The sequence below is a fragment of the Agathobaculum faecis genome, from assembly GCF_014287995.1.
Taxonomy (GTDB): domain Bacteria; phylum Bacillota; class Clostridia; order Oscillospirales; family Butyricicoccaceae; genus Agathobaculum; species Agathobaculum ammoniilyticum.
The window spans coordinates 1-23377 of the sequence record NZ_JACOPL010000011.1; the positions used below are offsets into that span (position 1 = coordinate 1).

Annotated in this window: 25 protein-coding genes; 6 read left to right on the top strand and 19 right to left on the bottom strand. The window is 56.4% G+C overall.

Annotated elements, in window-relative coordinates; genetic code table 11:
• Nucleotides 1-590 precede the first annotated feature (590 nt).
• Nucleotides 591-725: a hypothetical protein gene (locus H8S45_RS16605; protein WP_256435212.1), complete on the top strand. Its 135-nt coding sequence runs from the start codon at nucleotides 591-593 to the stop codon at nucleotides 723-725.
• 1 nt (nucleotide 726) lies between these two features.
• Nucleotides 727-2199: a recombinase family protein gene (locus H8S45_RS16760; RefSeq protein WP_054327922.1), complete on the top strand. Its 1473-nt coding sequence runs from the start codon at nucleotides 727-729 to the stop codon at nucleotides 2197-2199.
• A 92-nt stretch (nucleotides 2200-2291) separates the two neighbouring features.
• On the opposite strand, the gene H8S45_RS11525 is transcribed toward H8S45_RS16760, so the two are convergent.
• From H8S45_RS11525 to H8S45_RS11570, 10 genes are all read right to left on the bottom strand, one after another.
• The gene (locus H8S45_RS11525; RefSeq protein WP_054327921.1) at nucleotides 2292-3434 is read right to left on the bottom strand and encodes an acyl-CoA dehydrogenase; all 1143 of its coding nucleotides are present in this window, start codon (nucleotides 3432-3434) and stop codon (nucleotides 2292-2294) included.
• 159 nt (nucleotides 3435-3593) lie between these two features.
• Nucleotides 3594-4598 carry an electron transfer flavoprotein subunit alpha/FixB family protein gene (locus tag H8S45_RS11530; RefSeq protein WP_054327920.1) on the bottom strand — a complete coding sequence of 335 codons (1005 nt, stop codon included), beginning with the start codon at nucleotides 4596-4598 and terminating at the stop codon, nucleotides 3594-3596.
• Between the two features lie 16 nt (nucleotides 4599-4614).
• Complete coding sequence (locus H8S45_RS11535) at nucleotides 4615-5418, bottom strand: electron transfer flavoprotein subunit beta/FixA family protein (protein WP_054327919.1); 804 nt, start codon at nucleotides 5416-5418, stop codon at nucleotides 4615-4617.
• Between the two features lie 41 nt (nucleotides 5419-5459).
• Complete coding sequence (locus H8S45_RS11540) at nucleotides 5460-6584, bottom strand: 2-hydroxyacyl-CoA dehydratase subunit D (protein ID WP_147574565.1); 1125 nt, start codon at nucleotides 6582-6584, stop codon at nucleotides 5460-5462.
• Nucleotides 6584-7861 (bottom strand): 2-hydroxyacyl-CoA dehydratase subunit D, encoded by a 1278-nt coding sequence (locus H8S45_RS11545; protein WP_054327916.1) that lies wholly within the window; start codon nucleotides 7859-7861, stop codon nucleotides 6584-6586. The genes H8S45_RS11540 and H8S45_RS11545 overlap by 1 nt, the downstream gene beginning before the upstream one ends.
• A 38-nt stretch (nucleotides 7862-7899) precedes the next feature.
• A complete protein-coding gene (locus tag H8S45_RS11550) occupies nucleotides 7900-8679 on the bottom strand; it encodes an acyl-CoA dehydratase activase (RefSeq protein ID WP_054327915.1) in 780 nt (259 codons plus the stop codon).
• A complete protein-coding gene (locus tag H8S45_RS11555; RefSeq protein ID WP_107630945.1) occupies nucleotides 8679-9866 on the bottom strand; it encodes a CaiB/BaiF CoA transferase family protein in 1188 nt (395 codons plus the stop codon). Before H8S45_RS11555 ends, H8S45_RS11550 begins: the two co-directional genes overlap by 1 nt.
• Before the next feature lie 33 nt (nucleotides 9867-9899).
• Nucleotides 9900-10676 carry an enoyl-CoA hydratase/isomerase family protein gene (locus H8S45_RS11560; protein WP_054327912.1) on the bottom strand — a complete coding sequence of 259 codons (777 nt, stop codon included), beginning with the start codon at nucleotides 10674-10676 and terminating at the stop codon, nucleotides 9900-9902.
• A gap of 111 nt (nucleotides 10677-10787) precedes the next feature.
• Complete coding sequence (locus H8S45_RS11565) at nucleotides 10788-11930, bottom strand: acyl-CoA dehydrogenase family protein (RefSeq protein WP_186950118.1); 1143 nt, start codon at nucleotides 11928-11930, stop codon at nucleotides 10788-10790.
• An 89-nt stretch (nucleotides 11931-12019) separates the two neighbouring features.
• Nucleotides 12020-13294: an SLC13 family permease gene (locus H8S45_RS11570; protein WP_159068071.1), complete on the bottom strand. Its 1275-nt coding sequence runs from the start codon at nucleotides 13292-13294 to the stop codon at nucleotides 12020-12022.
• 585 nt (nucleotides 13295-13879) lie between these two features.
• Between H8S45_RS11570 and H8S45_RS11575 the strand changes: the two genes are divergently transcribed.
• Entirely contained in the window at nucleotides 13880-15214 is a 1335-nt protein-coding gene (locus H8S45_RS11575; protein ID WP_107630943.1) for an SLC13 family permease, read from the top strand.
• A 113-nt stretch (nucleotides 15215-15327) separates the two neighbouring features.
• Here H8S45_RS11575 and H8S45_RS11580 read toward each other — a convergent pair whose 3' ends face one another.
• From H8S45_RS11580 to H8S45_RS11590, 3 genes are all read right to left on the bottom strand, one after another.
• Nucleotides 15328-16221, bottom strand: a complete 894-nt coding sequence (locus H8S45_RS11580; protein WP_107630942.1) for a LysR family transcriptional regulator — start codon at nucleotides 16219-16221, stop codon at nucleotides 15328-15330.
• 167 nt (nucleotides 16222-16388) lie between these two features.
• Nucleotides 16389-16646 (bottom strand): spore coat protein CotJB, encoded by a 258-nt coding sequence (locus tag H8S45_RS11585; protein ID WP_107630941.1) that lies wholly within the window; start codon nucleotides 16644-16646, stop codon nucleotides 16389-16391.
• On the bottom strand, nucleotides 16643-16840 hold the full coding sequence (locus H8S45_RS11590; protein ID WP_054327907.1) for a spore coat associated protein CotJA: 198 nt from the start codon (nucleotides 16838-16840) through the stop codon (nucleotides 16643-16645). Before H8S45_RS11590 ends, H8S45_RS11585 begins: the two co-directional genes overlap by 4 nt.
• A 126-nt stretch (nucleotides 16841-16966) precedes the next feature.
• Between H8S45_RS11590 and H8S45_RS11595 the strand changes: the two genes are divergently transcribed.
• Genes H8S45_RS11595 through H8S45_RS11605 form a run of 3 tightly spaced genes read left to right on the top strand, consistent with a single transcriptional unit; the run spans nucleotide 16967 to nucleotide 18511 of the window.
• Nucleotides 16967-17527, top strand: a complete 561-nt coding sequence (locus H8S45_RS11595; protein WP_107630940.1) for a TIGR01440 family protein — start codon at nucleotides 16967-16969, stop codon at nucleotides 17525-17527.
• 7 nt (nucleotides 17528-17534) lie between these two features.
• On the top strand, nucleotides 17535-18239 hold the full coding sequence (locus tag H8S45_RS11600; protein WP_054327905.1) for an HAD family hydrolase: 705 nt from the start codon (nucleotides 17535-17537) through the stop codon (nucleotides 18237-18239).
• A 14-nt stretch (nucleotides 18240-18253) separates the two neighbouring features.
• Nucleotides 18254-18511 carry a TIGR03905 family TSCPD domain-containing protein gene (locus H8S45_RS11605; protein ID WP_054327904.1) on the top strand — a complete coding sequence of 86 codons (258 nt, stop codon included), beginning with the start codon at nucleotides 18254-18256 and terminating at the stop codon, nucleotides 18509-18511.
• A gap of 99 nt (nucleotides 18512-18610) precedes the next feature.
• On the opposite strand, the gene H8S45_RS11610 is transcribed toward H8S45_RS11605, so the two are convergent.
• The 6 genes from H8S45_RS11610 to H8S45_RS11635 form a co-directional block, all read right to left on the bottom strand.
• Nucleotides 18611-19273: a 4'-phosphopantetheinyl transferase family protein gene (locus H8S45_RS11610; protein ID WP_054327903.1), complete on the bottom strand. Its 663-nt coding sequence runs from the start codon at nucleotides 19271-19273 to the stop codon at nucleotides 18611-18613.
• 125 nt (nucleotides 19274-19398) lie between these two features.
• Nucleotides 19399-20247: a 4Fe-4S binding protein gene (locus tag H8S45_RS11615; protein WP_054327902.1), complete on the bottom strand. Its 849-nt coding sequence runs from the start codon at nucleotides 20245-20247 to the stop codon at nucleotides 19399-19401.
• A 19-nt stretch (nucleotides 20248-20266) separates the two neighbouring features.
• On the bottom strand, nucleotides 20267-20413 hold the full coding sequence (locus tag H8S45_RS11620; protein WP_054327901.1) for a CD1871A family CXXC motif-containing protein: 147 nt from the start codon (nucleotides 20411-20413) through the stop codon (nucleotides 20267-20269).
• Nucleotides 20410-21033, bottom strand: coding sequence for a TlpA family protein disulfide reductase (locus tag H8S45_RS11625; protein WP_186950121.1), 624 nt, complete (start codon nucleotides 21031-21033; stop codon nucleotides 20410-20412). The genes H8S45_RS11620 and H8S45_RS11625 overlap by 4 nt, the downstream gene beginning before the upstream one ends.
• A 576-nt stretch (nucleotides 21034-21609) precedes the next feature.
• Nucleotides 21610-21915, bottom strand: a complete 306-nt coding sequence (locus H8S45_RS11630) for a hypothetical protein (protein WP_186950123.1) — start codon at nucleotides 21913-21915, stop codon at nucleotides 21610-21612.
• Between the two features lie 85 nt (nucleotides 21916-22000).
• Nucleotides 22001-23374, bottom strand: coding sequence for a site-specific integrase (locus H8S45_RS11635; protein ID WP_186950125.1), 1374 nt, complete (start codon nucleotides 23372-23374; stop codon nucleotides 22001-22003).
• Between the last annotated feature and the right edge of the window lie 3 nt (nucleotides 23375-23377).

The following is a 23377-nucleotide window of genomic DNA, read 5'->3' on the forward strand; positions in this document are numbered from 1 at the left end:
GTAATATTTATTCTGCATAGCCGAGATCAATCCTTTCCAAAATCCGGTTTGCCGCGCCGCCCAGCAGCGCGGATAGCGGAAAACCGGTTTTACGGCATCGCTCCGTAAAACCGATTTCCGGAAACGTATGCGGGGGAGTTCGCTTACAGGCCGCGCCTGCCCTGGCGAATGTCATGCTGGGGCCTTAATTCGCGCGGGTCATCATGGCGGCCTTGCCATCCAGACGGAACCAATCCGCCTGAAAGCGTTCATAAGGGGCGGGCATTATGGGATACCCGTCCTTTTCGGAAAAACGGCGTTGCGTTTTTTGTGGAAAATGACGGTGCGTTTGGTGTGCGCCCCTCTTGTATCAGTATCATACTGCGGCTTTTTTCTCCTGTCGATTACTGTGAGAGACAGAAAAAAAGATTTTATGTCCAAAAATGACGGGATGAACAAGATTGTTGTGGAAAATGAATAAAAAACAATTCGTGTTTTTGCACATATGGCGGATGCGGGGGACAAAGCCACTGGGAGGGAACCAAGAGCCTTACCTTGTGTGCATACCCCGCCTGCCCGCCGCATAAGGTGGAGGCGGAGGTGGTGCGGAAATGATGGAAAAACAGGAAGCGGAGGCGCTCGCGGTCGTCCATATCCGTCCGCTGCAGGCTTCGGAGGAGGAGCGGCAGGCAGCCGTGCGGGCGCTGGCCGCCGTGTTCCGGCAATACGCGCGGGCGGAGGGATAGCGTGGACTTCATCTACAGCCGCCAGTCGGTCGACAAGGCGGACAGCATTTCGATCGAGAGCCAGATCGAATATTGCCGGTATGAGACGAGGGGCGGACCGTGCCGGATCTTTTCCGACAAGGGGTACAGCGGCAAAAACACCGACCGGCCGGCATTCCGGCGCATGATGGAGGCGCTGCGGCAGGGCGGCGCCTCGCGGGTGATTGTCTACAAGCTGGACCGCATCAGTCGCTCCATCCTGGATTTTGCGGGCATGATAGAGGAGTTCCAACGCCTGGGCGTGGAATTCGTTTCCTGTACGGAGAAGTTTGATACCGCCACGCCGATGGGGCGCGCCATGCTGAGCATCTGCATCGTGTTCGCGCAGTTGGAGCGCGAAACCATCCAGATGCGCGTCGCGGATGCCTATGCCGCCCGCATGAAGCACGGCTTTTTCATGGGCGGGCATGTGCCGTATGGCTTTGCTTTGGAGGACGCCGTGCTTGACGGGGTACATACCAGGCGCTATGTGCCGCAGCCCGAGGAGGCGGAGCATATCCGCCTAATCTGCGCGCTATACGCGGACCGGAAAAATTCGATCGGGGATGTGCTGCGCCTGCTGGAAGAAAACGGCGTTGTAAACCGGCGGGGGCGGCCGTGGACGCGGGAGCGCGTGCGGGAGACCATCCGCAATCCGGTCTATGTCCGCGCGGGGCAGGGCGTTTATGAATTTTACCAGCGGGCCGGCACCGAGATGCTGAGCGAGCCGGAGCTGTTTGCGGGCCGGAACGGCTGCTTTTTGTTTTCCGGGGAAAGTGGGAAGCGTAAGCAGACCCATCCGGAGGCCGCGCGCCTGCTGCTCGCGCCGCATGAGGGCCTGGTGGATGAGGACGTTTGGCTGGCCTGCCGCCGGCGCTGCATGGGCAACCGTCCGGTCGCCGCGGGCAACAAGGCAAAATGGACCTGGCTGGCAGGACGCCTCAAATGCGCGTCCTGCGGCTATGCGCTGACCGTCAAGCGGGCGACGAACGGCAGCCGCTATCTGGTCTGCTCGCACCGCTATGCTGCGCACGGCTGCACCGCCGCGGGGCTGCCCAAAGCGGATGCGGTCGAGCGGCTGGCCGGAGAAGCGGTGCGAGCGCGGCTGGCAGAGCTGGGGCCGCTCGAACCGCAGCGGCAAGCGGACACGGTACTCGCCGCGCTGCGCGCCCGTCTTGCGGAGCTGGAAAGCGAGCGGGAGGCGCTCGCCGCCCGCATCCCGCAGGCGAATGAACAGGCCATGTGCCTGATTAACGAACGCGCCGCCGCCTTGACCGGACAGGCAGCCGAGATCCGGCGGCGGCTGGCGGGCCGGCGGGAGACAGAGGCGGTGCCGCCGGATGGCGCGGCACAATGGGAAAGCCTGTGCTTCGAGGGGAAACGGGCGGTGCTCGACGTGCTGGTGCAAAAGGTAACGGTATCCTGCCGAGAGGTCTGCATTACCTGGCGGATATAAAAAGAATCAAAAACAGCGCCCTGCTCGCTGCGGATACCATAGTACCGCAGTGGAGCGGGGCGCTGTTTTTTGCTACATTCCGAAAGGCGGGATTACTTTACACCCATCCAACCGGAGATGACCATTTTTTGGACCTCAGAGGTGCCTTCGTAGATTTCAGTGATTTTGGCGTCACGCATGAAACGCTCGAAAGGATATTCACGGGTATAGCCGTAGCCGCCAACGAGCTGCAGGCAGCGGCGGGTAACGTCGCTGGCGGCCTCGGAAGCGTACAGCTTGCCCATCGCGGCAAGGTGGCTGTAGGGCTCGCCATCCTGCTTGGCCTGCGCTGCCCGATAGATCAGCAGCCGCGCCGCATCTACCTTGCACTGCATATCAGCCAGCTCGAACTGCGTGTTCTGGAACTGGCTCAGGCGCTTGCCGAACTGCACGCGTTCTTTAACATACTTGACGCATTCGTCGATCGCGCCCTGGGCGATGCCGAGCGCTTGCGCACCGATGCCGATGCGTCCGCCGTCCAGCGTCATCATCGCGATCTTGAAGCCCTTTCCGACTTCGCCCAGCAAGTTCCCCTTGGGTACGATGCAGTCTTCGAATATCAGCTCGCAGGTGGACGAGCCGCGGATGCCCATTTTCTTCTCATGCGCGCCCACGCGGAAGCCGGGGAATTCACGCTCCACAATGAACGCCGAGATGCCCTTGGTGCCGAGCGATTTGTCTGTCATGGCGAAAACGACGAAAGTATCCGCAAAGCCGGCGTTAGTAATGAATATCTTTGTGCCGTTAAGTACCCAGTGGTCGCCCTTGTCCTCGGCGGTGGTCTTTTGCATGGCGGCGTCCGTGCCGGCGCCCGGCTCGGTCAGGCCGAATGCGCCCAGCTTTTCGCCCGAACAGAGATCGGGAAGGTACTTCTGCTTCTGCTCTTCCGTGCCAAACGCATAGATCGGCCAGGTGCAGAGCGAGGTATGGGCGGAAACCATGACCGATGTCGTGGCGCAGTATTTCGCAAGCTCTTCCGCAACGCTGATGTAGGAAACATAGGACAGTCCGGCACCGCCGTATTCCTCCGGATAAGGCACGCCCATCATACCCATCTCCGCGAGTTTGCGCCAGGTTTCCTCGGGAAAACGCTCGTTTTCATCGACTTCCGCGGCGATCGGCGCGACCTCCTTGACCGCGAAATCGTGCAGCATATTCAGGATATCCTTTTCGTCTTCGGTAAAATGAAAATTCATATCTGTTCTCCTTTCTCGTTGCAGAGGAGGCCGCCGCCAAACCACCGGCAGCGGCCCCATGCCCTGAGCGTTTACAAACGCCCTATGGAAAACGCGCGCTACACCGTACGTTTAGGCGCCGCACGGCGACCGTGCTTTCCAAGGGAGGTATCGGTTTTGTCAGCCGCGCGCTTTCTGGATCTCCTCGGTCAGTACGGGGAGCACCTCGAACAAGTTGCCAACCACGCCGTAATCAGCCACGTCAAAGATCGGGGCGTCCGGATCCTTGTTGATGGCAACGATCACATCCGAACCGCTCATGCCGGCCAGATGCTGAATTGCACCCGAAATGCCGCAGGCGATGTACAGCTTGGGACCGACGGTTTTGCCGGTCTGCCCGACCTGGTGGGCATGGCTGATCCAGCCGGAATCCACCGCCGCACGGGAGGCGCCGACCGTTGCGCCGAGCGCTTTGGCCAGCGCGCGCACCGGCTCGAAGCCCTCCGGACCGCCGACGCCGCGGCCGCCGGATACGATGATCTCCGCGCCCTCCAGATCGACGTTCTCCTCGTCCATGTCTCGCAGCAGCTCGATCACCTTGGTGCGGATGTCCTTTTCTTCCACATGGATATCCTCGCGGATAACCTGAGCCTTTGCCGCGGTCTCCTCGCACTTCTTGAAGACGCCCGGGCGAACTGTGCCGATCTGCGGCCGGTGGTCGGGGCAGAGGATGGTCGCCATCAGGTTGCCGCCGAATGCAGGGCGAGTCCAGGCGACATTGCCGCTTTCTTCATCAATATCCAGCGCGGTGCAGTCCGCGGTCAGACCGGTCCTGAGGCGGCAGGATACGCGCGGGCCAAGGTCGCGGCCGTTATTGGTCGCGCCGATCAGCATGCTTGTCGGGCCGTATTTCTCCACGAGCGCGCACAGCGCGATAGCATAAGCGTCCGTGCTGTAATGTCCGTATTCCGCTCCTTCGACGACAATGACCTGATCCGCACCGTGCGTGGACGCCGCCTCGACCGCAGCCGATACATGATCGCCGATCACAATGGCGACCAGAGCGCCGCCCTGCTTATCCGCCATCATGCGGCCGGGGGTCAATAATTCAATGCCGACGTTCTTTGCCGAACCGTCGCCGTTTGTCTCCACAAATACCCAAAGGTCTTTCGTTTTTGCTTCCATGGTTCTCCTGCCTCCCTTAAATGACGCTCGCGTCGCTGAGCAGCTGGAACAGCTTGACAGCCGAATCCGCCGCGGTTTCTTCCTTGATCTTGACGCCGCCCGTTTTTTTCTGCGGCACAAAGGTCTTTTTCACCTTGGTGGGCGAGCCTTTCAGACCGGCGTGCGCCAGGTCGATGGTGGGCAGGTCAGCGGCGGTCAGCGTCGGGATGTCCGCGCGGTTGGCCGCCATTTTGCGCTTGATCGTGGGATAACGCGGGTCCCAAGCGGGCTTGGTAAAGGTAACTACGCACGGCGTCTGCACCTCTACGACCTCCACGCCTTCCTCAACTTCCTTGTTGACGCGGATGCGTCCGTCCCCAGCCGCAGCCTCCAGGCCGTAGGTGACCTGCGGATAATCCAGATGCTCTGCGATTTCCGGACCGACCTGCGCGGTGTCGCCGTCGATCGCCTGCTTACCGCAGAAGATCGCATCGAACTTGCCCTCAAGCTCCTCCACCTTTTTGATCGTCTCGGAAATGATATAGCTGGTAGCAAGCGTGTCCGAGCCGCCGAACGCGCGGTCAGATACAAGATACGCCTTGTCCGCTGCGATGGCCAGGCATTCCTTGAGCGCTGCCTTGGCCTGCTCGGGACCCATGGACAGCACGACAATCCGCGTATTCGGATCCTTGTCCTTGATCCGCGCCGCCGCTTCCAGGGCATAGCCGTCGAACGGGTTCACGATCGACGGCACGCCCTCCCGAATCAGCGTATTCTTCACCGGATCGATCTTGATCTCCGTTGTATCCGGTACCTGCTTGATACATACTAAAATGTTCATGGTGTTCCTCCTGTTTGGTTTAATGAATGAAACACAGGCAATCAGTTTTCTGCAAATGCCTGTATCTTGGTCAGCGCCTGGCCGCTTTCCGTGGTGCTTTGGTCGATGTCGATGCTGAAGCTCATAAGCCCCGCGCGCGTCACAGTGTCAATTACCGATGGCTGGTCGTATTCTTCGATTTCGCAAAAGCGCATCATGCACAGCACGACACAGTCCGCGCCACTGTCCTTTGCCAGCTTGACAAGCATTTGGCCGCGCGCAGTATTGTTATCGTCGTGGGCAGTCGAACAGCCGTAAATGGCAAACCAGTGCAGCGCAAGGCTTTCGATTGCGGAGTTGGCCGCGGGATAGTCGCTGCGGTACTGACGGGATTCCTGCGCCAGGTCGTCGCCGACCACGGCGACGTTGTTGTCGGCAAAGTAGCCGAGTACCTCGTCCGGCTCGCAGGTGATGCCGGTGAGGATGACTTTTTTACCCTTCCAGTCGCAGACCGGCTCAGCGGCGAGCGCCTCGGTCAGTGCAGAAACCATTTCAATGGTTTTTTCCGGACGCAGGAACGTGGCGGCTTTCATGACATGGTGGCGGTCGGCCGGCCGGATGAGGTCGAGATGGTCGTTCGCCGCTTCGCAGAAGGCCCGCATGACAGCGTTTCGTTTGTTGCACAGCGCGATGGCGTTCTGCAAGGCTTCGTTTGTGATTTCCTTGCCGGAGATCTCCTCCAAGGCGCTGCGTACCGTCTTGATCTCCTCAATGAGGAAATCACGCGCGCCGGGATCCTTGCGGTTCTGTGGATAAATAAAGGTGATCGGGCGAATGTCCTTAACGCCTGCGCGCCATGCGGAGTTCATGCCGCGGAACGTATCGCAGATGATGGGCATGATCGCCGCGGAGACGCCCCGATACGCGCCGGTCATACCGAACTCCAGGCATGAGCGCAGCAGGGAGCAGGTAAAGATAGGGGCGTACTTGCCGGCTATCTGGGGGTTGCATTGGCCGCCCCAAATACCCATCGGCACCATGCCGGCCGCAAGGACGAGCGGCTGGGGGGTATAGACGGGGAAACAGGCGATCACCTTGTCGCCGGCATTGAGATACTCTTTCAGCAGACGCTGCGGATTTTTGCTGATGTCGTCAAACTGTGCCAGCAGGTTTTTTACGTCAGCCATTACTGCTCCGCCTCCTTATTTGCTTTCATTACATCCACCAGGCTTTGCAGCCGGGTTTCAAACTGGGCTTCGTTGAAAATCGTTGGGTCAGCCTGATCACCGTCGAAGAACACGACGGGGATACCGCATTTTTCCTCCACGATCTCCCGCCCGCAGGTCATCTGGTAGGTCATGAATTTGCAGCTGCGGTTGATATGGCAGAACATGCCGTTGCACTGGAAATGGTTGGCGACATCCGCGCGCTTGCCCATCATCGTGGTCGTATTGACGACGTTGGTGGAGGAAAGCATATACTGCTCGGCCATTTCATCCAGATTACCCGGCGTATAGTGCAGGCTCCAGGCGCCGACATAGCCGTTTGTAACGCAGTTGACGCCATACTTTTTCATGGTCTTGAGGTTAAAGCCAAGATTCGGCCAGCAGGCGATGCCCTCCCAGTCGACACGGTACTCCTGGGGAGAGGTGCCGAAAGTAGTGGTTCCGTTGTCGATATGCTCCTGGATCTCGCGCTTGAGCTGCAGGAGTACCTCGGTGGTTTCACGCCGGCTGCGCGCGACGACCATGGGCGCCATGTAGTTGAACAGGTCGAAGCCGTTGAGTGGAGCGGGGTTACGGTCGTTCATCAGGACGCACTCGTCAAACAGCCGCGCGTTTTCGACCGAGATCTTCTGCAACTCAAGGAATTTATCCCAGTCGAATTTCTTGCCGAAAAATTCCTCCATACGGTGGATGTTGTGCTCGATCTGGCTGCGGCCGTAAGCGATCCAGTGTTTAGCGGGCTTGGCGTCCGTATAGTTGAACAGGCAGTCCTGCATGAAGATCGGGATATCCAGCTCGCGCGACAGGCATTCGTACCATTTAAGCAGTTCAAAGCAGCTGTTGGTGGCGCAGAGCAGGAATGTAGGACGCGGCATGCGCTGCACGGAGGGCGGCTCATAGTTGGGGTCGTTGGCCATCTGGTGCGCCATGCCGATACTTAGGCGGGCGTAAGAACAGATATCGTTGGAATAACCCAGCTCTCCCTCCGAGGTCGCGATAAAGCGGGGGGAGTCATGGCGCGCGGCTACGCCGGCCGCGTTATTTTCAGGATACAGGACAGGTACGTCGAACGTGGCGCACAGCTCCTGCGGAAAGATAGAGGTGGACCAGCCGACCGGCTCGCCCTTGGCCTCGGCGTCCCAAGCGGCTTGGTAGATGCTGTCAACCAGCGCGTTCAGCATTACGCGGGATTTGGGAAGCGGGCGCTTTGGCTTTTTTACTTCAGTAGTTTCGCTCATAGGGGTTCCATCCTTTCCTGCGAATGAAAATATGGCGTTCAGGCGGACCGCATGCTGCCCAGCGCGTACAGTGCGGCACCGAGCGCACCGGCGAGCTGACAGTCCTCATGAACCTGTATGGGGTGCTTGATCTCCTCCTCCAGAGAATGAACAAGCCCCTTGTTAAGTGCGACGCCGCCGCTCATGGCGACCTCCGGCTGGATTCCGCAGCGCTGCACCAGGGATGCGACGCGGCGCGCCACGGATTTATGGATGCCGGAAACAATGTTTTCCAGCCTGATGTTCGCGGCCAGCTTGGAGATGACCTCGGACTCGGCAAAAACCGTGCAGGTGCTGCTGATTTCGGCCGCCTCGTCCGCCTGGAAAGAGAGATCGCTCAGGTCGGTCACCTCTACGTCGAGAACCTTGGCCATGGTGTCGAGAAAACGTCCGGTACCCGCCGCGCATTTATCGTTCATCACGAAATTCAACAGCATGCCCTTGCCGTTTATGCGCATAACCTTGATGTCCTGCCCGCCGATATCCACAATCGTACGGGTAGCGGGCAGAAGGTGGGCGATGCCTCTGGCATGGCAGCTCAGTTCGCTTTTTTGATCGTTAATCCCCTCGAAAGAGAAACGGCCGTATCCGGTTGCAGTAATCCATTGGATATCGTCCCGCGTGATGCCGGCCTTTTCCAGCGCCTGCGCGAACACGCGAGCCGGACCAACGGTACCCGTGCCGATTGGGACGATCGCCTTGGCCGCGATGCCGCCGTCCGCTGCCAGAATGACGGCCTTGGAAGCGGTGGAACCGATATCAATGCCGGCTGCAAACATCAGATCACCCCGTCCTCCGCAAACTTGGCGAGTTGCTCATCCGTATAACCGAGCAATCCGCCGAATACGTCCTTGTTGAATTTGCCGAGCGGCTGGCCGGGCCATTTGATTTCACCCGGCGTTCCCAGCATTTTGGGGCAAACGTTCTGCATCTTGATTTTGCCGAACTGCTCGGTTTCGACCTCGACGATATCGTTGCGTGCTGCGAACTGCGGGTCCTCCATAATATCGGCTACGTTGTAGATCGGACAGGCAGGGATACCTTCGCCCAGTATGTCAAGGCATTCCTTCAGTGTATGGGCGCGCGCCCACTTGGCAAATTCCGCGTTGATCTCCTCACGGTGCGCCGCGCGGTCGATCGTGGTCTGGTAATCCGGATGGTCGATCAGATCCTGGCGGTCGATCTGGTGCATGCAGTCGCGGTATAGCTTATCGCCTGTGATGGACAGGGCAACATACTTGTCGTCCTTGGTAAGGAAGTGGCCGGATGGGACGGTAACAGTTGTGCCGTTGCCAATACGGGTGCGGATGGTACCGTCGTAGGAGTATTCCGCGATGATGGATTCCTGCAGCCGCAGGACCGACTCGGTCAGCGCGCAGTCGATCATCTGCCCCTCGCCGGAGCCGTTGACATCACGGTCGTAGATCGCGAACATGACCGCCATGCAACTGAACATGGCAGTATAGAAGTCCGCGACCGAGATGCCGGGCTTGACCGGAGGCGTATCCGGATAGCCGGTGACCTCCAGAAAGCCGCCGAGCGCAAGGCCCATGCGGTCAAAGCCGGGGCGGGGAGCGTAGGGGCCGGTCTGGCCGTAGCCGGAAGCGACCGTGTAGATCAGGCGCGGGTTGCGCCGGTGGATTTCCTCCCAGGTGAAGCCGAGCTTTCGGAACACGCCAGGGCGGAAGTTTTCGATCAGGACGTCTGCGTCCTCAATCAGCTGCCAAAGCATTTTTTTACCCTGTTCGGTTTTAAGGTTGAGGGTAACGTTCTGCTTGTTGCGGCCTTCGACGGCGAACCACAGGTTTTTGATGCGGCCCATGCCGCGCATCAGGTCGCCGGTCTTGGGCGGCTCGACCTTGATTACGCGCGCGCCGAAATCGGCCAGCATGCTGCCGCACCAAGGGCCGGCCACGATATTGCCCACTTCAACGACCTTCAGACCCTCCAAAGCCTGTCTGGACATAAATATGCTCCTTTCAAATCCAATGAAGTTGTTTTATTTACCCTGAAATTGCGGCGGCCGCTTTTCCTGGAACGCGCGGCCGCCCTCCAGATAATCCTCGGTTTGGTAAAGCGCCATACCGAGCGTGTTTTCCAGCGCAAGCCCATCACGCAGCGGCATGTCATAGCCCTGCGACAGGCATTGTTTGATGCTTCTGACCGCCAGGGGCGCCAGCTGGCAGATCTTTTCCGCAGCCTGCAGCGCAGCGTCAAGCAGCTGCTCTGCGGGGACGACCTGGTTCACCAGACCGATCTGAAGCGCGGTCTGCGCATCGACCTTTTCATTGGTGAGCAGAATCTGCATGGCCCTTCCATAGCCGATGATGCGCGGCAGGCGTTGTGTCCCGCCAAAGCGGGGCAGCAGCCCGAGCGACGGCTCCGGCCAGCGGAACGATGCATGCTCGGCGGCAATGCGCAGGTCGCAGGCGAGCGCCAGTTCGCCGCCTCCGCCATAAGCAAGGCCGTTAACCGCAGCGATCAACGGTTTCGTAACATACAGTCCGCGCATCGGCGTTCGGGGGATGCGCCATGGACGGTCTGCCGTGGCCTTGACGAACGGGAGCCATTCGGTCACGTCCGCGCCGGAACAAAAAGCCTTGCCGCCCGCGCCAGTCAGGATACCGACGTATAGGTCGGGGTCTTCCATAAAGTCCAGCATAGCCTCTTCCAGCGCCTGAATAAGTGCGGGGTTGAGTGCGTTATACTTTTCCGGACGGTTGAGCGTAAAAATCGCGATCCGTCCCCTTTTTACTGTTGTAAGTACAGACTCCATGTTATGCCTCCAATACAAATGTCTGTTTCCCACGGAGAATCGGCAAAGCATTGCTCCAGTTGCCCGCCGGAAGTATGCGGCGGGCAACTGGAATGGGAGGTATAAGCGTTTTTATCGGCAGAGCTGGCCGGAAATAACGACACGCTGGATCTGGTTGGTACCCTCAAAGATCTGATAGATCTTTGCGTCGCGCATCAGCTTTTCCACCGGATACTCACGGGAATAGCCGTTGCCGCCGAGCACCTGCACCGCGTTGGTGGTAACGAATACCGCGGTATCGCCCGCAAAGCATTTGGCGGAGGCGATCAGCTTTTTGTTGATGATGCCGGCGTCCGCCGACTTGCAGGCGCCCCAAACCATCTGACGGGCGGCCTGCGTCTGGATTTCCATATCCGCGAGCAGGAAACCGATCCCCTCATGCTTCCAGATCGGCTTGCCGAAAACGACGCGCTCCTTAGCATAAGGAACCGCTTCGTCCAGCGCGGCCTGTGCAATCCCGACTGCGGAGGCTGCGGTGCAGGGGCGGGAGTTGTCGAGGATCTTCATGGCAATCTGATAGCCCTGGCCCTCTTCGCCCAGACGGTACTTGGACGGGAGTACCATGTCGTCAAAGAACAGCGAGTTGGTATGGACGCAGCGGATACCCATTTTATCCTCATGCTCGCCCACTGTGAAGCCCAGTGTGTCCTTGGGAAGCAGGAATGCGGTGATGCCGCCCTTTGTCCCTTTTTCCTTGTCGGTAACGGCGAAGATGGTGATGAGATCGGCGCAATCGCCGTTGGTGATAAAGGTCTTGCCGCCGTTGATCACATAATCGTCGCCAACCTTGCGCGCGGTCGTGACCATAGCGCCGGCATTAGAGCCGGATACGCTTTCGGTCAGGCCGAACGCCATGATGCCGCCGTTGACCATGATATCCGCAGCCCACTTTTTCTGCTCCTCCGTACCGGCGATATTGAGCGGCTCGAAGCCGAAACCAAATACGCGGGAGGCGAAACCGGCGTCGCCGCGTGCGAGTTCCTCGCGGATGACGGCGTATGTAAAGTTATCCAGTCCCAGTCCGCCGTACTCCTCGGGAACGGTGACCAGATGAAGACCCATTTCATAAGCGGTCTTGACGAGATCCTCGGGTACGATGGCGTCTTTCTCCGCGATGCGGCAGGTGGGCCGTACCTCTTTTTCCGCAAACTCGCGGACCAAATTGCGCAGCTCGATCTGGTCTTCATTCAGCATGAAATCATAATCGGTCATCATAGTCGTGTTCCTCCTAAAGCATGTGTTTTATTCCCAACAGGCGTCCATATCCTGATTTGGTACGAGTGGTGCTGTTCGTCTCGAACGGGTTACAGCTGGAAAACAAAGGGGTAGCTGGCGATGGTAAGGATGAGACAGCCGATCAGTAACGGGGTGCCGATCTTGGTGTAGTCCAAAAAGCGGTAACCGCCCTGCAGCGTCATGGTAACCGGCGGTGTCGCAATCGGCGTCAGGAACGCAAGATTCAGGCTCCAGATGATCGCCATGATGACCGGTTTGGCTGCATAGCCCAGAGAAGCGCACATGGAAAGCGCGATCGGGCCAAGCATAGCCATGGAAGCGGTCGAAGACATCACGTTGCTCATGATAACGCTCAGGATGGTGAAGATAATGAGCAGCTTGAACATGCTGATATTGCCGCCCATCCAGCCGATCACCGTGTCCGCAATCAGCTTGCCGGCTCCGCTTTCCGAAATACCTGCGGCAAAGCCGAGCGAGCCGGCCAAGACCCATACGGTCGTCCAGTCGAGGCGGGCGAATACCTGCTTGACCGAGATGCAGCCGGTCAGGATACAGGCCAGGCCCGCGACCATAGCAACCGCGCCAACCGTCCAGATACCGACGACAAAGCCGATAACCGTAAGGATCAGGATGGCGGAGGAAATAATCATTTTCACGGTGCTGTACTGGGCCTGCTCCTCCTCTTCTTGCGCGTCCTGCGCAAGGTCGTATTTTTCCTCGAAATCGAAAACCCGCTTTTGCAGGGCGTAACCGATGGTTGCATAGAACAGGATGATAAAAAGCAGGCGGGGGATGCTGCCCCAAGTCAGGTCGAAAAAGCCCATGGTTTCCAGACCCGCATCAGCCAAAATACCTTGGCCAATCACGTTGGGCGTGGAGCCGACCAGCGTCATGCCGCCGCCTACATTGGCTGCAAAGCCGATGGCCATAAAGCTGTTTTTACGCGAAATAGCGCCGCGCGAACTGGCCGCTGTTGCGGAAACAACCGGCAGCATCATTGCGACGACCGCGGTGTTGCTGAGAAAAGCGGAGAGTATGGCGGAGACGACGACGCATACCACGATAAACAGCTTTTCCCGTATGCCCACCATTCGGATGATGGAGGTTCCGATCTTTTGTGCGACTCCGGTTTCAAACAGAGCCTCGCCGATGATCATGGAGCCGATCACCATCATCGTGACATCGCTGGCAAAGCCGGCAAATGCACTGGTAAACGGGATCACGCCGCATATGCCCATCGCAAGCGCGGCGCCGACCGCGGTCACGGAGAGGGGAACCTTGCCGGATGCAAACAAAATGATCGTAACGACCAAAATGATCAGTGCTATCGTCGAAGTACTCAAGAGTTGTGCCTCCTTTTGCCTTGCGGCAGGCTGGATTTTGCATTGATTATAATTTAACGATAGCGTATCAAGTAGGCGCTGTCTATTTCCAAAATACATTGGTTTTGTTAAGTGGGATGTTAACAATGACGCAAATGCCTAATAAGATATTGAGATTTATATGCAAAATACACAATAAAGGCGGCGGGGAAGAGGTGCCGAAGGGGGCGGGATACCACAGACTGGCGTGCTATCCGGATAAATTTTTTGCGATTGAAAATGCACATAAAAAGTAAATTATTGCGCTGGTAAAAATTACGAAATGTTATCATTACTTGTAACAAAGATAAGGAATTATTAATTATAGAAAAAATGATCGCGTCAAAATTGATATAAAATAAACAATTTCATTTTACTCGAAATGAGTAAGATGCACATTTTTATAAAAAAATCCGCCGGTAAGGCGGATTTGACAATTGCAAAGGTTGTTGTTATTTTGACAATGTAGCATGCATGTGTGACTGGAGGAGACGTCCTCTGACTCAAACGCTTCGCAGGTTTGCGCTCCCATTTTACAGAATTGGGTGGTAGAAAGGAGAAGTCTGTATGCCCTCCAGCACAATAGCAATAATTATCACAATAATTACAATTATTTCCTTTGTTTTGGAAAAAATCCCGTTGGCCATGACAGCGATGATCGCTTCTCTGGCAATGGGGATTATTTTGCCGGAAATGAAGCTCTCGGACGTATATTCCGGTTTTTCCAGTTCGACCGTAATGATGGTCGCCGGTATGTGTATCGTTGGCGACGCCCTGTTCAAAACCGGTATGGCCAATAAGATCGGCCGTGCGATCAGCAACAGCGCAGTAGCTAAAAACGAGCGGCTGTTCATGGTTGTGGTCGTCATTTGCTGTACCGTTATGTCCGCATTTCTGTCCAATTCCGGTACGATCGCAATGTGGATGCCGCTGATTGCTGCTTGTGCGGCAAAATCGCATGGTGTGGTTCGCTCCAAAATGATTATTATAGCGGCAGGCATGGCGTCAGCGATCGGCGGTGCGGCTACGCTGGTCGGCTCCACATCGCAGCTTACCGCCAATTCCGTACTGATGGGCTATGAGGGCTACGAGGCTGGCCTTGGACTGTTTGACCAGACCAAACTCATGCTGCCCATGTGCCTGATCATGATTATTTATTTTGCCACCATTGGCTATCCGCTCTGCAAAAAGGTGCTGAAACCGGAAAGTCCGGATTTTGACAAAGGCAATTACTATGCGGAGCTGGCGGAGAAATCGGGCGACGAGGAAACCGATAAGATTCCAGCGTGGAAAGGGAAAATGTCGGTCATCGTGCTGCTGCTGTGCATTGTCGGATTCATTCTGACAGGCTTTGACGCGTTCGATCCCTATCTGGATGTTGGCATCATCGGTCTGCTGGGTGCGACGATCCTGATTGTTTCCGGCTGCATGCCTTTGAAGAAAACACTGGCGGAAATGGACTGGAACACCATCGTCATTCTCGCGGCGGCGCAGGGCTTTGCCAAGGGCCTGGACGTCTCTGGCGGCGGCAAGGTGATCGCGGAGTTCGTGCTGAATCTGTTCGGCGGCCAGAATGCATCCACGGCGGTGTTGATGGTGGTAGGCGTCATTGTTACCACCGTGCTGACGAACTTTATGTCTAATACGGCGCTGGCAGCGATGATGACCCCGATCTACATTGAGATCGCCATGCAACTGGGTATCAGCCCGATCCCGTTTGTAATTGCGATCGGTGCAGTTGCTACGAATCTGGCGTGTGCAACGCCTGTCGGTACCCCCGCATGCACCCAGACCCTGCCGGCTGGTTACAAGTACATGGACTATGTCAAAATAGGCGGCCCGCTGTGTATCATACTGATGCTTGTAGCCGCGTTCCTATCTCCTGTACTTTATACGTTCTGACGGGCGGCGGAGCGCAAATTTGCCCATATCGGCTTTTCCAAAAGGAGAAGCAGGTTTTGCCCCTATTTTCCCCAAAAGAAACGCAGGCCCGGCATAAGCCGGACCTGCGTTTCTCATATGCCGCGCTGCGCCTTGTTTTGGTAAAAGTCGATCAGGTAGTCGCGGAATTGGAGTACGGTATCGGAATGAGCGACGCCGGACTTCCAGAACACGGTCTGCATTCTGGGGTTGGGAGGGTATTTGACGCGTACCATCCGCACCAGCGAAGAATGGATGGCGCGTGCGCCGAGGACGCTGCTGAATGCAATGCCGTAGCCATTCTCAATCAACTGCGTGCGTAAGATGTAGTCCACCTCCGCCACGATTCGAGGAATAAAGCCGGACTGCTTGCAGGCGTTTTCAAAAAAGGCGCGGGAGGAATAGCCCTTGGATAATGCGATAAACGGTTCATCCCGTGCCTCCGCCAAAGAGATCGCGCCCTTTTGGACAAATGGGTGATCGCAGTTTACCAAAAGCGCGGGCGGATCTTCAACAATAAATTCATGCTCCCAAGCCTTATTGGTGATGTCGCCGACATCAGTGATAACGAGGTCGTATTGTCCGAGCGCGTCGGGATCCTGTAATTCCTTGAGCGTCAGGGAAGCATGCTTGATGGTAACCGAGGGATGCGCCTTCATAAAGGAGCTGATGACTTCGGTCCAGAGCGACTGCGCGGAGACACCCACATATACGATATCTTTTTGGGAGGTCGCGGTCTTGGATAGTTCGCGCTTGATATTATCCAGTTCGGAAAAGATATTGCATACATGGATATATAAAATTTTCCCGTTTTCGTTGAGCTTAATCTTGCGCCCGACGCGGTCGAAAAGGCTGACCTGCAACTCATCCTCCAGACGGGAGATGGTCGTACTCAGCGCCGGCGGGGAAATGTGAATTATCTTTGCGGTGTTGAGCAGATGCTCATTCTCAGCCAAGAGCTTAAAATAATATAAATGTAGTAACTGCATATCCCATTCTCCTGTGAAGCTGAAAATAATCGAGTTTATTATAGCATACGTTTTCAAAATACAGCTTTTTCCACGCAAACAGCGTTGTTTTGGCAAAATAACATTCTGTTTGGATAACGATATTTTGCAAAATCTTTATACTTGTAGAACTTTGGAAAAGTATACTTTTAGGAACTATGGTATGCCGTGTGTCCCGCTTCATCGATCCAGCGCCAAAAGCCCGGGCGGGTGTCGACCTCGCGGGCGGTCAGGGGGCCGAATGCGTCTTCGTATTCGGCGGCGGCTTTATCGAACGCGGTGCGCATCTCGCTGTAATAAGCGAGCGCGGCGGTATTTTTCGGATGGCCGTCCAGGTATTCGATCACGTCGACGAGCGCGAAGTCATACATCCGGACACGGTTGAGCAGCTTTTCCCGTTCGGTCATCTCGGAACCGCCTCCTCTCCGAGGAAGGGCTTGTCGAGCGAGGGGAATATCGTGCCGCGGCTGAACGCAAGCGCCGGCTCATAGGGCGTTTCAAAGCTCTGATACGGTACGAACGCCATCGCAAGCGAAAGCAGACGGGGATCGATGCTGTCTGCGGGCAGCATCTGATCCGTCTGGTTGTTAGGCTGATTCATATGCGGTTTCTCCTTGTTCGTAAAACAGTTTGAGGTCTTGCCTCAATCCCATTGTATGCCGCGCGAAAAAAGACGGTGAAAGTGGGACGGGAATGTGGTATACTATGAAAAAAGGAGGCATGAAGCATGGAGATTTCTGAGATCAGGGAGCAGGCTGGAAAAGCGGCCGCTCTGGTGTGCGACGCGGCGGGGCTGCGCGCGGGAGATCTGTTCGTGGTCGGCTGCTCGTCAAGCGAGGTGTGCGGGGAAAAGATCGGCACCCACTCGAGCGTGGAGGTCGCCGAGGCGGTGTTCGAGGGCATTTACGGGGTGCTGCGGGAGCGTGGCGTTTACTTGGCGGCACAGTGCTGCGAACATCTGAATCGGGCGCTCGTGGTCGAGCGCGCCGCCTGTGAGCGCTTCCGGCTGGATGAAGTGAATGTCGTCCCGCAGCCAAAAGCGGGCGGATCGTTTGCGACCACGGCCTACAAGCGCCTGAGCGATCCGGTGGCGGTGGACAGCCTGCGTCAATCCGCGTCCGCGGGCATGGACATCGGCGGGACGCTGATTGGTATGCACATTAAGCCGGTTGTCGTGCCGCTCCGCATTGCAGTCAAGCAGATTGGGGAGGCGGTTCTGCTTTGCGCGCGCCGCCGGCCGAAATTTGTGGGCGGTAGCCGCGCCGTATACAACGAAAAACTTTTGTGAGGGAAACATGGGAATAAAAGCAGTATTTTTCGATCTGGACGACACGCTGTACAGCAGCTTCCAGGCGTGCGACGCCTACGCATACGAGCGTATGGCCGCCTGGGTGGAGGAACACACCGGAGCTTCGGGCGCGGAGTTCGCGCGGCAGTTCAAATGGTACCGCAAAAAGCTGGCGCGGCAGCAGCCGGGCATGCCGCCCACACATGACCGCGTGCTGTTCGCGCAGGGTGCGCTGGAGCGGATGGGGCTAAACGCGGTGCAATACGCCCGCGCCCTGCACCGCGTCTACTGGGACGCGGTCCTCTCTAAAATGGAGCTGCGGCCGGGCGTGCCGGCGCTGTTGGAGGAGCTGCGGCGTGCGGGCGTTAAGACCACGGTCTGTACGGATATGCTGGCGGATATTCAGATGGAAAAGCTCGAATATCTCGGCCTTGCCGACCGGATCGATTATCTGGTGTCAAGCGAGGAGGCGGGCATGGATAAGCCCGGCTCTCCGATCTTCTGGCTGGCGCTGCAGAAGTGCGGCTGCCTGGCGGGGGAGGCTGTGATGGTGGGCGATAACTTCCGGCATGATGTGCAGGGGGCGACCGATGTCGGCATCGCGGGCGTGTGGCTCAACTGGACACACCTGCCGCGGCCGGACGACGACCGACCCTATACCGAGGTGCATACATTCGAGCAGGCGGCGGCGCATATCCGTACCCTGCTCTGAGGAGGACAGGAAAAATGCAGCATTATGATTACCGGCCGCGGGGCGTCTGCCCAATGAAAATATCGTTTGACCTGGAAGGGGACACAGTGCATAACGTATCCTTCCTCGGTGGCTGCAACGGCAACCTGCAGGCGATCAGCCGCGTGGTCGAGGGAATGACCGTCGCGCAGATCGAAGGATATTTCAAAGGCATCAGCTGCGGCGGCAAGGGGACCTCATGCTCCGACCAGCTCGCCGCCGCGGTGCGGGCGGCGTATGAACAGGGAAAATAAAACAGCGGCAGAACGGAAAGCGGGCCGGCGCAATAGCGCCGGCCCGCTTTCTGGATGTTTGGGGATAAAAAAAGCAGCGGCAAAGCCACTGCTTGCAGTTTAGTCGAGAATGTGCAGGACAGGATCTTCCGCGCCCGCCTGCTGGATGCAGACGGCCAGCCGGTAGGAACGGTCGGCCGAGAACGGCGGCAGGAACAGGGAATAGGGTCGCTCCATATCCGGACAGTCGAGCTGAGGGCGGGTATTGGAGCGTAATTTGACGCAGAAGCTGCGCAGAGGCAGGTCAAGGCCGCGGCCGGTGGATTTGACAAAGCTTTCCTTGAGCGTCCAGAGCGAATAAAACGCGTCGGTCCGCGCGTAGGGGGGCAGCGAATTCAGATAGCGGATCTCATCCTTATGGAAAAAGCGGGAGGCGATATCGCGGCGGTTGGGATCGCACCATTCGATATCCACGCCAACCGGATGGTCGCTGATCGCGCACACCGCCCAGTCTCCGGAGTGGGACAGGCTGAAATGGATGCCGGGCTCGGAAACCAGGTAAGGCTTACCGCCCTCCGCGATGGAAACCGCAAGCGGATGAACCACCCAGGGGAAATGTTGCGCGACCGCGTACTCGAGCAGCAGCATGGCCGCGAAGCTCTGTATACGCGCTGTGCCGCGCCGGCGGTCAATCCATTCCAGCCGGTTGGGGGCGATGCGGGCGCGGGACTTGCTGTCGTCAGGATCGACGGCAGTGATTGGAATGACGTATACAGCAGTCACAGAAATACCCCCTGTAATTTTTTATCGCCTTGGTATTATAGCACATTTGCCCGACGCTTGACAATGAAAAATCAGAGAGGAACTGTAAAAAATAGTGCCTGCCGGAAAAGACCGGATGGGACCGGTCACGTCCGCGTTTTCCCGAAAGGTCTGGCCGCGCGCCGGTTTGCGGTGCAGATAGCGCCGTGCGGACAGGCGCGCCGGCAGTCCCCGCAGCGGATGCATTCCGGACTGTTGGGCGTCTGGTGGATCGGGATATCCAGCTTACACGCCTTTTGGCACGCACCGCAGCCCGTGCATTTTTCCTTGTCAATGCGGAACCGGTAGAGCGCGGCCGGATTGAACAGCCCGTATATGGCGCCGAGCGGGCAGAGATAACGGCAGAACGGCCGGTATACCAGCAGGGAAAGCAGCAGCAGAGCGGCAAGGATCGCGGCTTTCCAGGTGAACAGCCAGCCGAGCGCGGCTCGCAGCGGAGGATTGGAGGCAATCAGCGGGATGCCCGCGAACAGCGTGCCGGAGGGGCAGATGTATTTGCAGAACCAAGGCTGTCCCTGCCCGACAATATCCAGCACGGTCAGGGGCAGCACGATGACAAAGCCTGCAAGGATGACGTATTTCAGATATTTGAGCCAGCGGTCGCCGGGCAGGCGGCGCAGCTTTTTGACAAAGGGGATTTTATACAGCAGGTCCTGCACCAGCCCGAACGGACACAGCCAGCCGCATACCAGCCTGCCGAACAGCGCGCCGAACAGGAGTAGGAAGCCGGCGATATAAAAGGAGAATCGATAGCTGCGGCTGCCGATGACCGCCTGTAGCGAACCGATCGGACACGAGCCGAGCGCGCCGGGGCAGGAGTAGCAGTTCAGGCCGGGCAGGCAGATAAATTTTCCAGGTCCTTTATAAATGCTGCCCTTTGCAAAGCCGGCGGCGTAACCGTTCGTCAGGGCGGTAAAGGCGAGCTGGACGAGCATGCGCGCATGCTTCCGCAGTCTACCCAAGGCCGATGCACTCCATACAAATCATAACCGCTTTGCGGAAAACGGTTTCGGTTTCCCCGCGCCATACGCCAAGCGCGAGGCACACCACGGCGGCCAGCATTAACGCCGCCGCTATCCGGTTGCGCCGCAGAAAGCTCACGCCTCCACCTCCGCTAGCATGCTGTCAATCGTTTCGATCCACGCATCCTTGCTTTGCGCGGTGACAATAGCATGACCCACCTGCGCGCCTGTGCTGTCCACGAAAAACGTGGTCGGTACGCCGGTGATGTCGGACAGAATATGATACAGGTCGGGCGAGGGGAGCAGGTGCAGGTAGTCCGCGCCAGTCTGGTCCACGATCTCTTTCGCCGTCTCCACCTGGCTTTCGCTGATCGAACCGTCCGAATCCAGGGTGTCCAGGACCAGGCCGACGATACGCACGCCTTGATCGCTATATTCGGCCGCCAGTTCGCCGAGGTCGGGCATTTCGTTGATGCACGGGGTGCAGAACGTAGCCCAAACGTTGACCATCGTCAGCTTGTAGTCCGAGAAAATGGACTGGTCAACCTCGACGCCCTCCAGGTCGGTGGCGGTAAAGCGGCTCATAACGCCGGCCGACGCTTGAGAATCATCCGCGGGCGTTTCATTGGGCGCAGTGTCCGTGTCCGAGACAGGCGCCTGCGGCGCGGTGCCGGCATCCTCCATCGGGGCGCAGGCACCAAGGGACAGTGCGAGCGCGAGCACGGCGCTCAATAGGGAAAAACGGTATCGCAACAGCATAGAACTCCTCCTGAACAGTGATGTGTAGGATTGCGGTTTCTGTCATTATACGGAGTGGGGGCGGGCTTGTCAAGGGCGCAAAAGGAAAGTGCCGCGGCCCTATGCAGACAAAGGACCGCGGCACGGCATGCAGATTGGCGTCCCCGACAGGAATCGAACCTGCGACGTTCCGCTTAGGAGTAGACCCGATACGATGAAACCAAGTGCAACACAGTGCAAGAAAATCCTTAGAAATACAAGGTTTTTCACTGTTTCAAATCCTATCTGGTATTACGCTTCATAAGCATTTTCATAGGGATTTTACACCGTCCGATTGGCTCGAAATTAGCAAGGCTTTCGATTTTCGGTGGACGTTGCAAGTGCAAGCAAATTCCTCTATGTAACCTCTCGTTATACGAAATGATAGGAAATCCTATTCATTCTCGTACAGGGGCGCTGGTGTTTTGGACACCTATTTAAGTCTGTTTAATATATCATTTCAAAACGAATTTTTCAACCAGAATTATCAAGAATTTCAAAGGTTTTTTCAGACTCAATGATTCTATGTAATTTAGACCCGCCGAAGCAGGTCTTTTTTTATTTCAGCATGATCTCTCTATCCTCAGCGCCGAGCATATAAGCACCCTTGGCAAAAGCATCCCTTGCCAGAAGCTCTGCTACATGAACCCTATCGAACAGCATCCAGATTTCCTTCTCTTTCGGAGTCAGTTCGTGGCTATGGTCAAACAAATGCTCAAGTCCCAATCCTTCAAGCAATGCAGACTTCGCTGCTTCGTATTCCTCAGCTCTGCCAACATATTCGTCGTTCCGTTCCTTGGAAAATTCCTCGATATTGTCAGCTCTCAGATGCTCGTAATACTCGTCCATAAAGATTCTATCCATACTCGTTGACCTCCAAAACAAAAAAATAAGGGCAGACCCTTTTACAGCTATTGTAGTTATGTAAAAGGATCTGCCCTTGCAGTTATTATAATGTTTTTGCCAGCGACTTCAGGAGTGCTGCCATTTCCGGATTTTGCAGAAGCTTCAGAAGAAGTTCTTTATCATCAGCAGAGCTTTCCGTTGCGACAGGTTGAATCGGCTCCGGTGTTGCCTGTCTGCCTGAGTAGAACGCAGCTTCCAATCTTTCAGCGTTCAGTCGGCGGTCATCGTCGATGATGTGGGAGTAAACATCCGCTACCATTTTGACCTGTGCATGACCGGAATCGCCTTGAACGGATTTCATATCGCCGCCGTTCAGCTTCAGCTTGTAAGTGATACTGGAATGTCGGAGACTATGGAAAACCACTTTCGGCAGTCCTTTCTCCTCAATCAGCTTATTGAAAGCACGGTTGATAACCTGCCCCTCAATCGGCTTGCCATTGGAAGAACAGAAAACCAGATTGAAGTCTACGAATTCGTCACCAAAAAGGTCTTTCAGTTCTTCGATGTCAGCCTTTCGCTGTACCAACATTTCCGCTACGGTTTTCGGTAAGAATACCTTGCGGACACTTGTTTTGGTCTTAGGAGTTTTGAGAACCAATGCCGTATGCGTACTGGCGAAGGTCGGCGGGAACTTGAACATGATGTCCTTACCGTCCAGATCTGCCATCGCTTCACGATTTACTCTCTGCAACTCCTTTTCAACGAAGATGCTTGCCTGACCAAGTTCAATACTGGTGGGGGAAATGTCAATACAGTCCCAGGTAAGCCCCAGAAGCTCGCCCATTCGCAGGGAACAGGAGAAGGCAAGGTTAATAGCCAGACGAAGAATATCATCGTCACAGGCTTCCAGAGCCTTCTGGAGCACTTCTGCCGTCCAGATGTCCCTGGTCTTGTGTTCTTCCTTCGGCAGTGTAGCGTGCTCCACAGGGTTTCTGGTCATCAATTCCCACTTGACCGCCTGATTGAAAGCATTTCGCAATGTCTTGTGAACCTCTCGGACAGTATGCGGAGTCAGATATTCTGTACGGGCTTTTACATACTTAGAAGAAACCGCTTTGACAGAAAGCAAATCTCGGTAATACTTGTCCATGATTCTCGGTGTGACATCCTCCAGCTTCATATCACCGATGAGGGGACGAATATAGTTTGCAATCAGGCTCTTTCTGCTTTCATAGGTAGACATCGCCCATGTGTTCACACCATAGATTGACATATACTCATCCAAAAGATCGTTGACGGTTTTAGCAGAAGGGGGAATAAAGGTTCCGGACTCCTGCTCATATTCAACCTGCAACTTCCTTTTCTTTGCTTCGGCATTCGTTTCAAAGGTTTCCCACTTCTGACGCTTGTTGCCGTTCTCATCGGTGTATGTATAAACCACAGAATACTTCTTTTTTCTCTTAACAATAGATGCCATGTA

Excerpts from the sequence above, each read along its gene's own strand:
- H8S45_RS16605 (WP_256435212.1), top strand. The coding sequence starts at position 591 with ATGATGGAAAAACAGGAAGCGGAGGCGCTCGCGGTCGTCCATATCCGT.
- H8S45_RS11525 (WP_054327921.1), bottom strand. The coding sequence starts at position 3,434 with ATGAATTTTCATTTTACCGAAGACGAAAAGGATATCCTGAATATGCTG.
- H8S45_RS11530 (WP_054327920.1), bottom strand. The coding sequence starts at position 4,598 with ATGGAAGCAAAAACGAAAGACCTTTGGGTATTTGTGGAGACAAACGGC.
- H8S45_RS11535 (WP_054327919.1), bottom strand. The coding sequence starts at position 5,418 with ATGAACATTTTAGTATGTATCAAGCAGGTACCGGATACAACGGAGATC.
- H8S45_RS11540 (WP_147574565.1), bottom strand. The coding sequence starts at position 6,584 with ATGGCTGACGTAAAAAACCTGCTGGCACAGTTTGACGACATCAGCAAA.
- H8S45_RS11545 (WP_054327916.1), bottom strand. The coding sequence starts at position 7,861 with ATGAGCGAAACTACTGAAGTAAAAAAGCCAAAGCGCCCGCTTCCCAAA.
- H8S45_RS11550 (WP_054327915.1), bottom strand. The coding sequence starts at position 8,679 with ATGTTTGCAGCCGGCATTGATATCGGTTCCACCGCTTCCAAGGCCGTC.
- H8S45_RS11555 (WP_107630945.1), bottom strand. The coding sequence starts at position 9,866 with ATGTCCAGACAGGCTTTGGAGGGTCTGAAGGTCGTTGAAGTGGGCAAT.
- H8S45_RS11560 (WP_054327912.1), bottom strand. The coding sequence starts at position 10,676 with ATGGAGTCTGTACTTACAACAGTAAAAAGGGGACGGATCGCGATTTTT.
- H8S45_RS11565 (WP_186950118.1), bottom strand. The coding sequence starts at position 11,930 with ATGATGACCGATTATGATTTCATGCTGAATGAAGACCAGATCGAGCTG.
- H8S45_RS11575 (WP_107630943.1), top strand. The coding sequence starts at position 13,880 with ATGCCCTCCAGCACAATAGCAATAATTATCACAATAATTACAATTATT.
- H8S45_RS11580 (WP_107630942.1), bottom strand. The coding sequence starts at position 16,221 with ATGCAGTTACTACATTTATATTATTTTAAGCTCTTGGCTGAGAATGAG.
- H8S45_RS11585 (WP_107630941.1), bottom strand. The coding sequence starts at position 16,646 with ATGACCGAACGGGAAAAGCTGCTCAACCGTGTCCGGATGTATGACTTC.
- H8S45_RS11590 (WP_054327907.1), bottom strand. The coding sequence starts at position 16,840 with ATGAATCAGCCTAACAACCAGACGGATCAGATGCTGCCCGCAGACAGC.
- H8S45_RS11595 (WP_107630940.1), top strand. The coding sequence starts at position 16,967 with ATGGAGATTTCTGAGATCAGGGAGCAGGCTGGAAAAGCGGCCGCTCTG.
- H8S45_RS11600 (WP_054327905.1), top strand. The coding sequence starts at position 17,535 with ATGGGAATAAAAGCAGTATTTTTCGATCTGGACGACACGCTGTACAGC.
- H8S45_RS11605 (WP_054327904.1), top strand. The coding sequence starts at position 18,254 with ATGCAGCATTATGATTACCGGCCGCGGGGCGTCTGCCCAATGAAAATA.
- H8S45_RS11615 (WP_054327902.1), bottom strand. The coding sequence starts at position 20,247 with ATGCTCGTCCAGCTCGCCTTTACCGCCCTGACGAACGGTTACGCCGCC.
- H8S45_RS11625 (WP_186950121.1), bottom strand. The coding sequence starts at position 21,033 with ATGCTGTTGCGATACCGTTTTTCCCTATTGAGCGCCGTGCTCGCGCTC.
- H8S45_RS11630 (WP_186950123.1), bottom strand. The coding sequence starts at position 21,915 with ATGGATAGAATCTTTATGGACGAGTATTACGAGCATCTGAGAGCTGAC.
- H8S45_RS11635 (WP_186950125.1), bottom strand. The coding sequence starts at position 23,374 with ATGGCATCTATTGTTAAGAGAAAAAAGAAGTATTCTGTGGTTTATACA.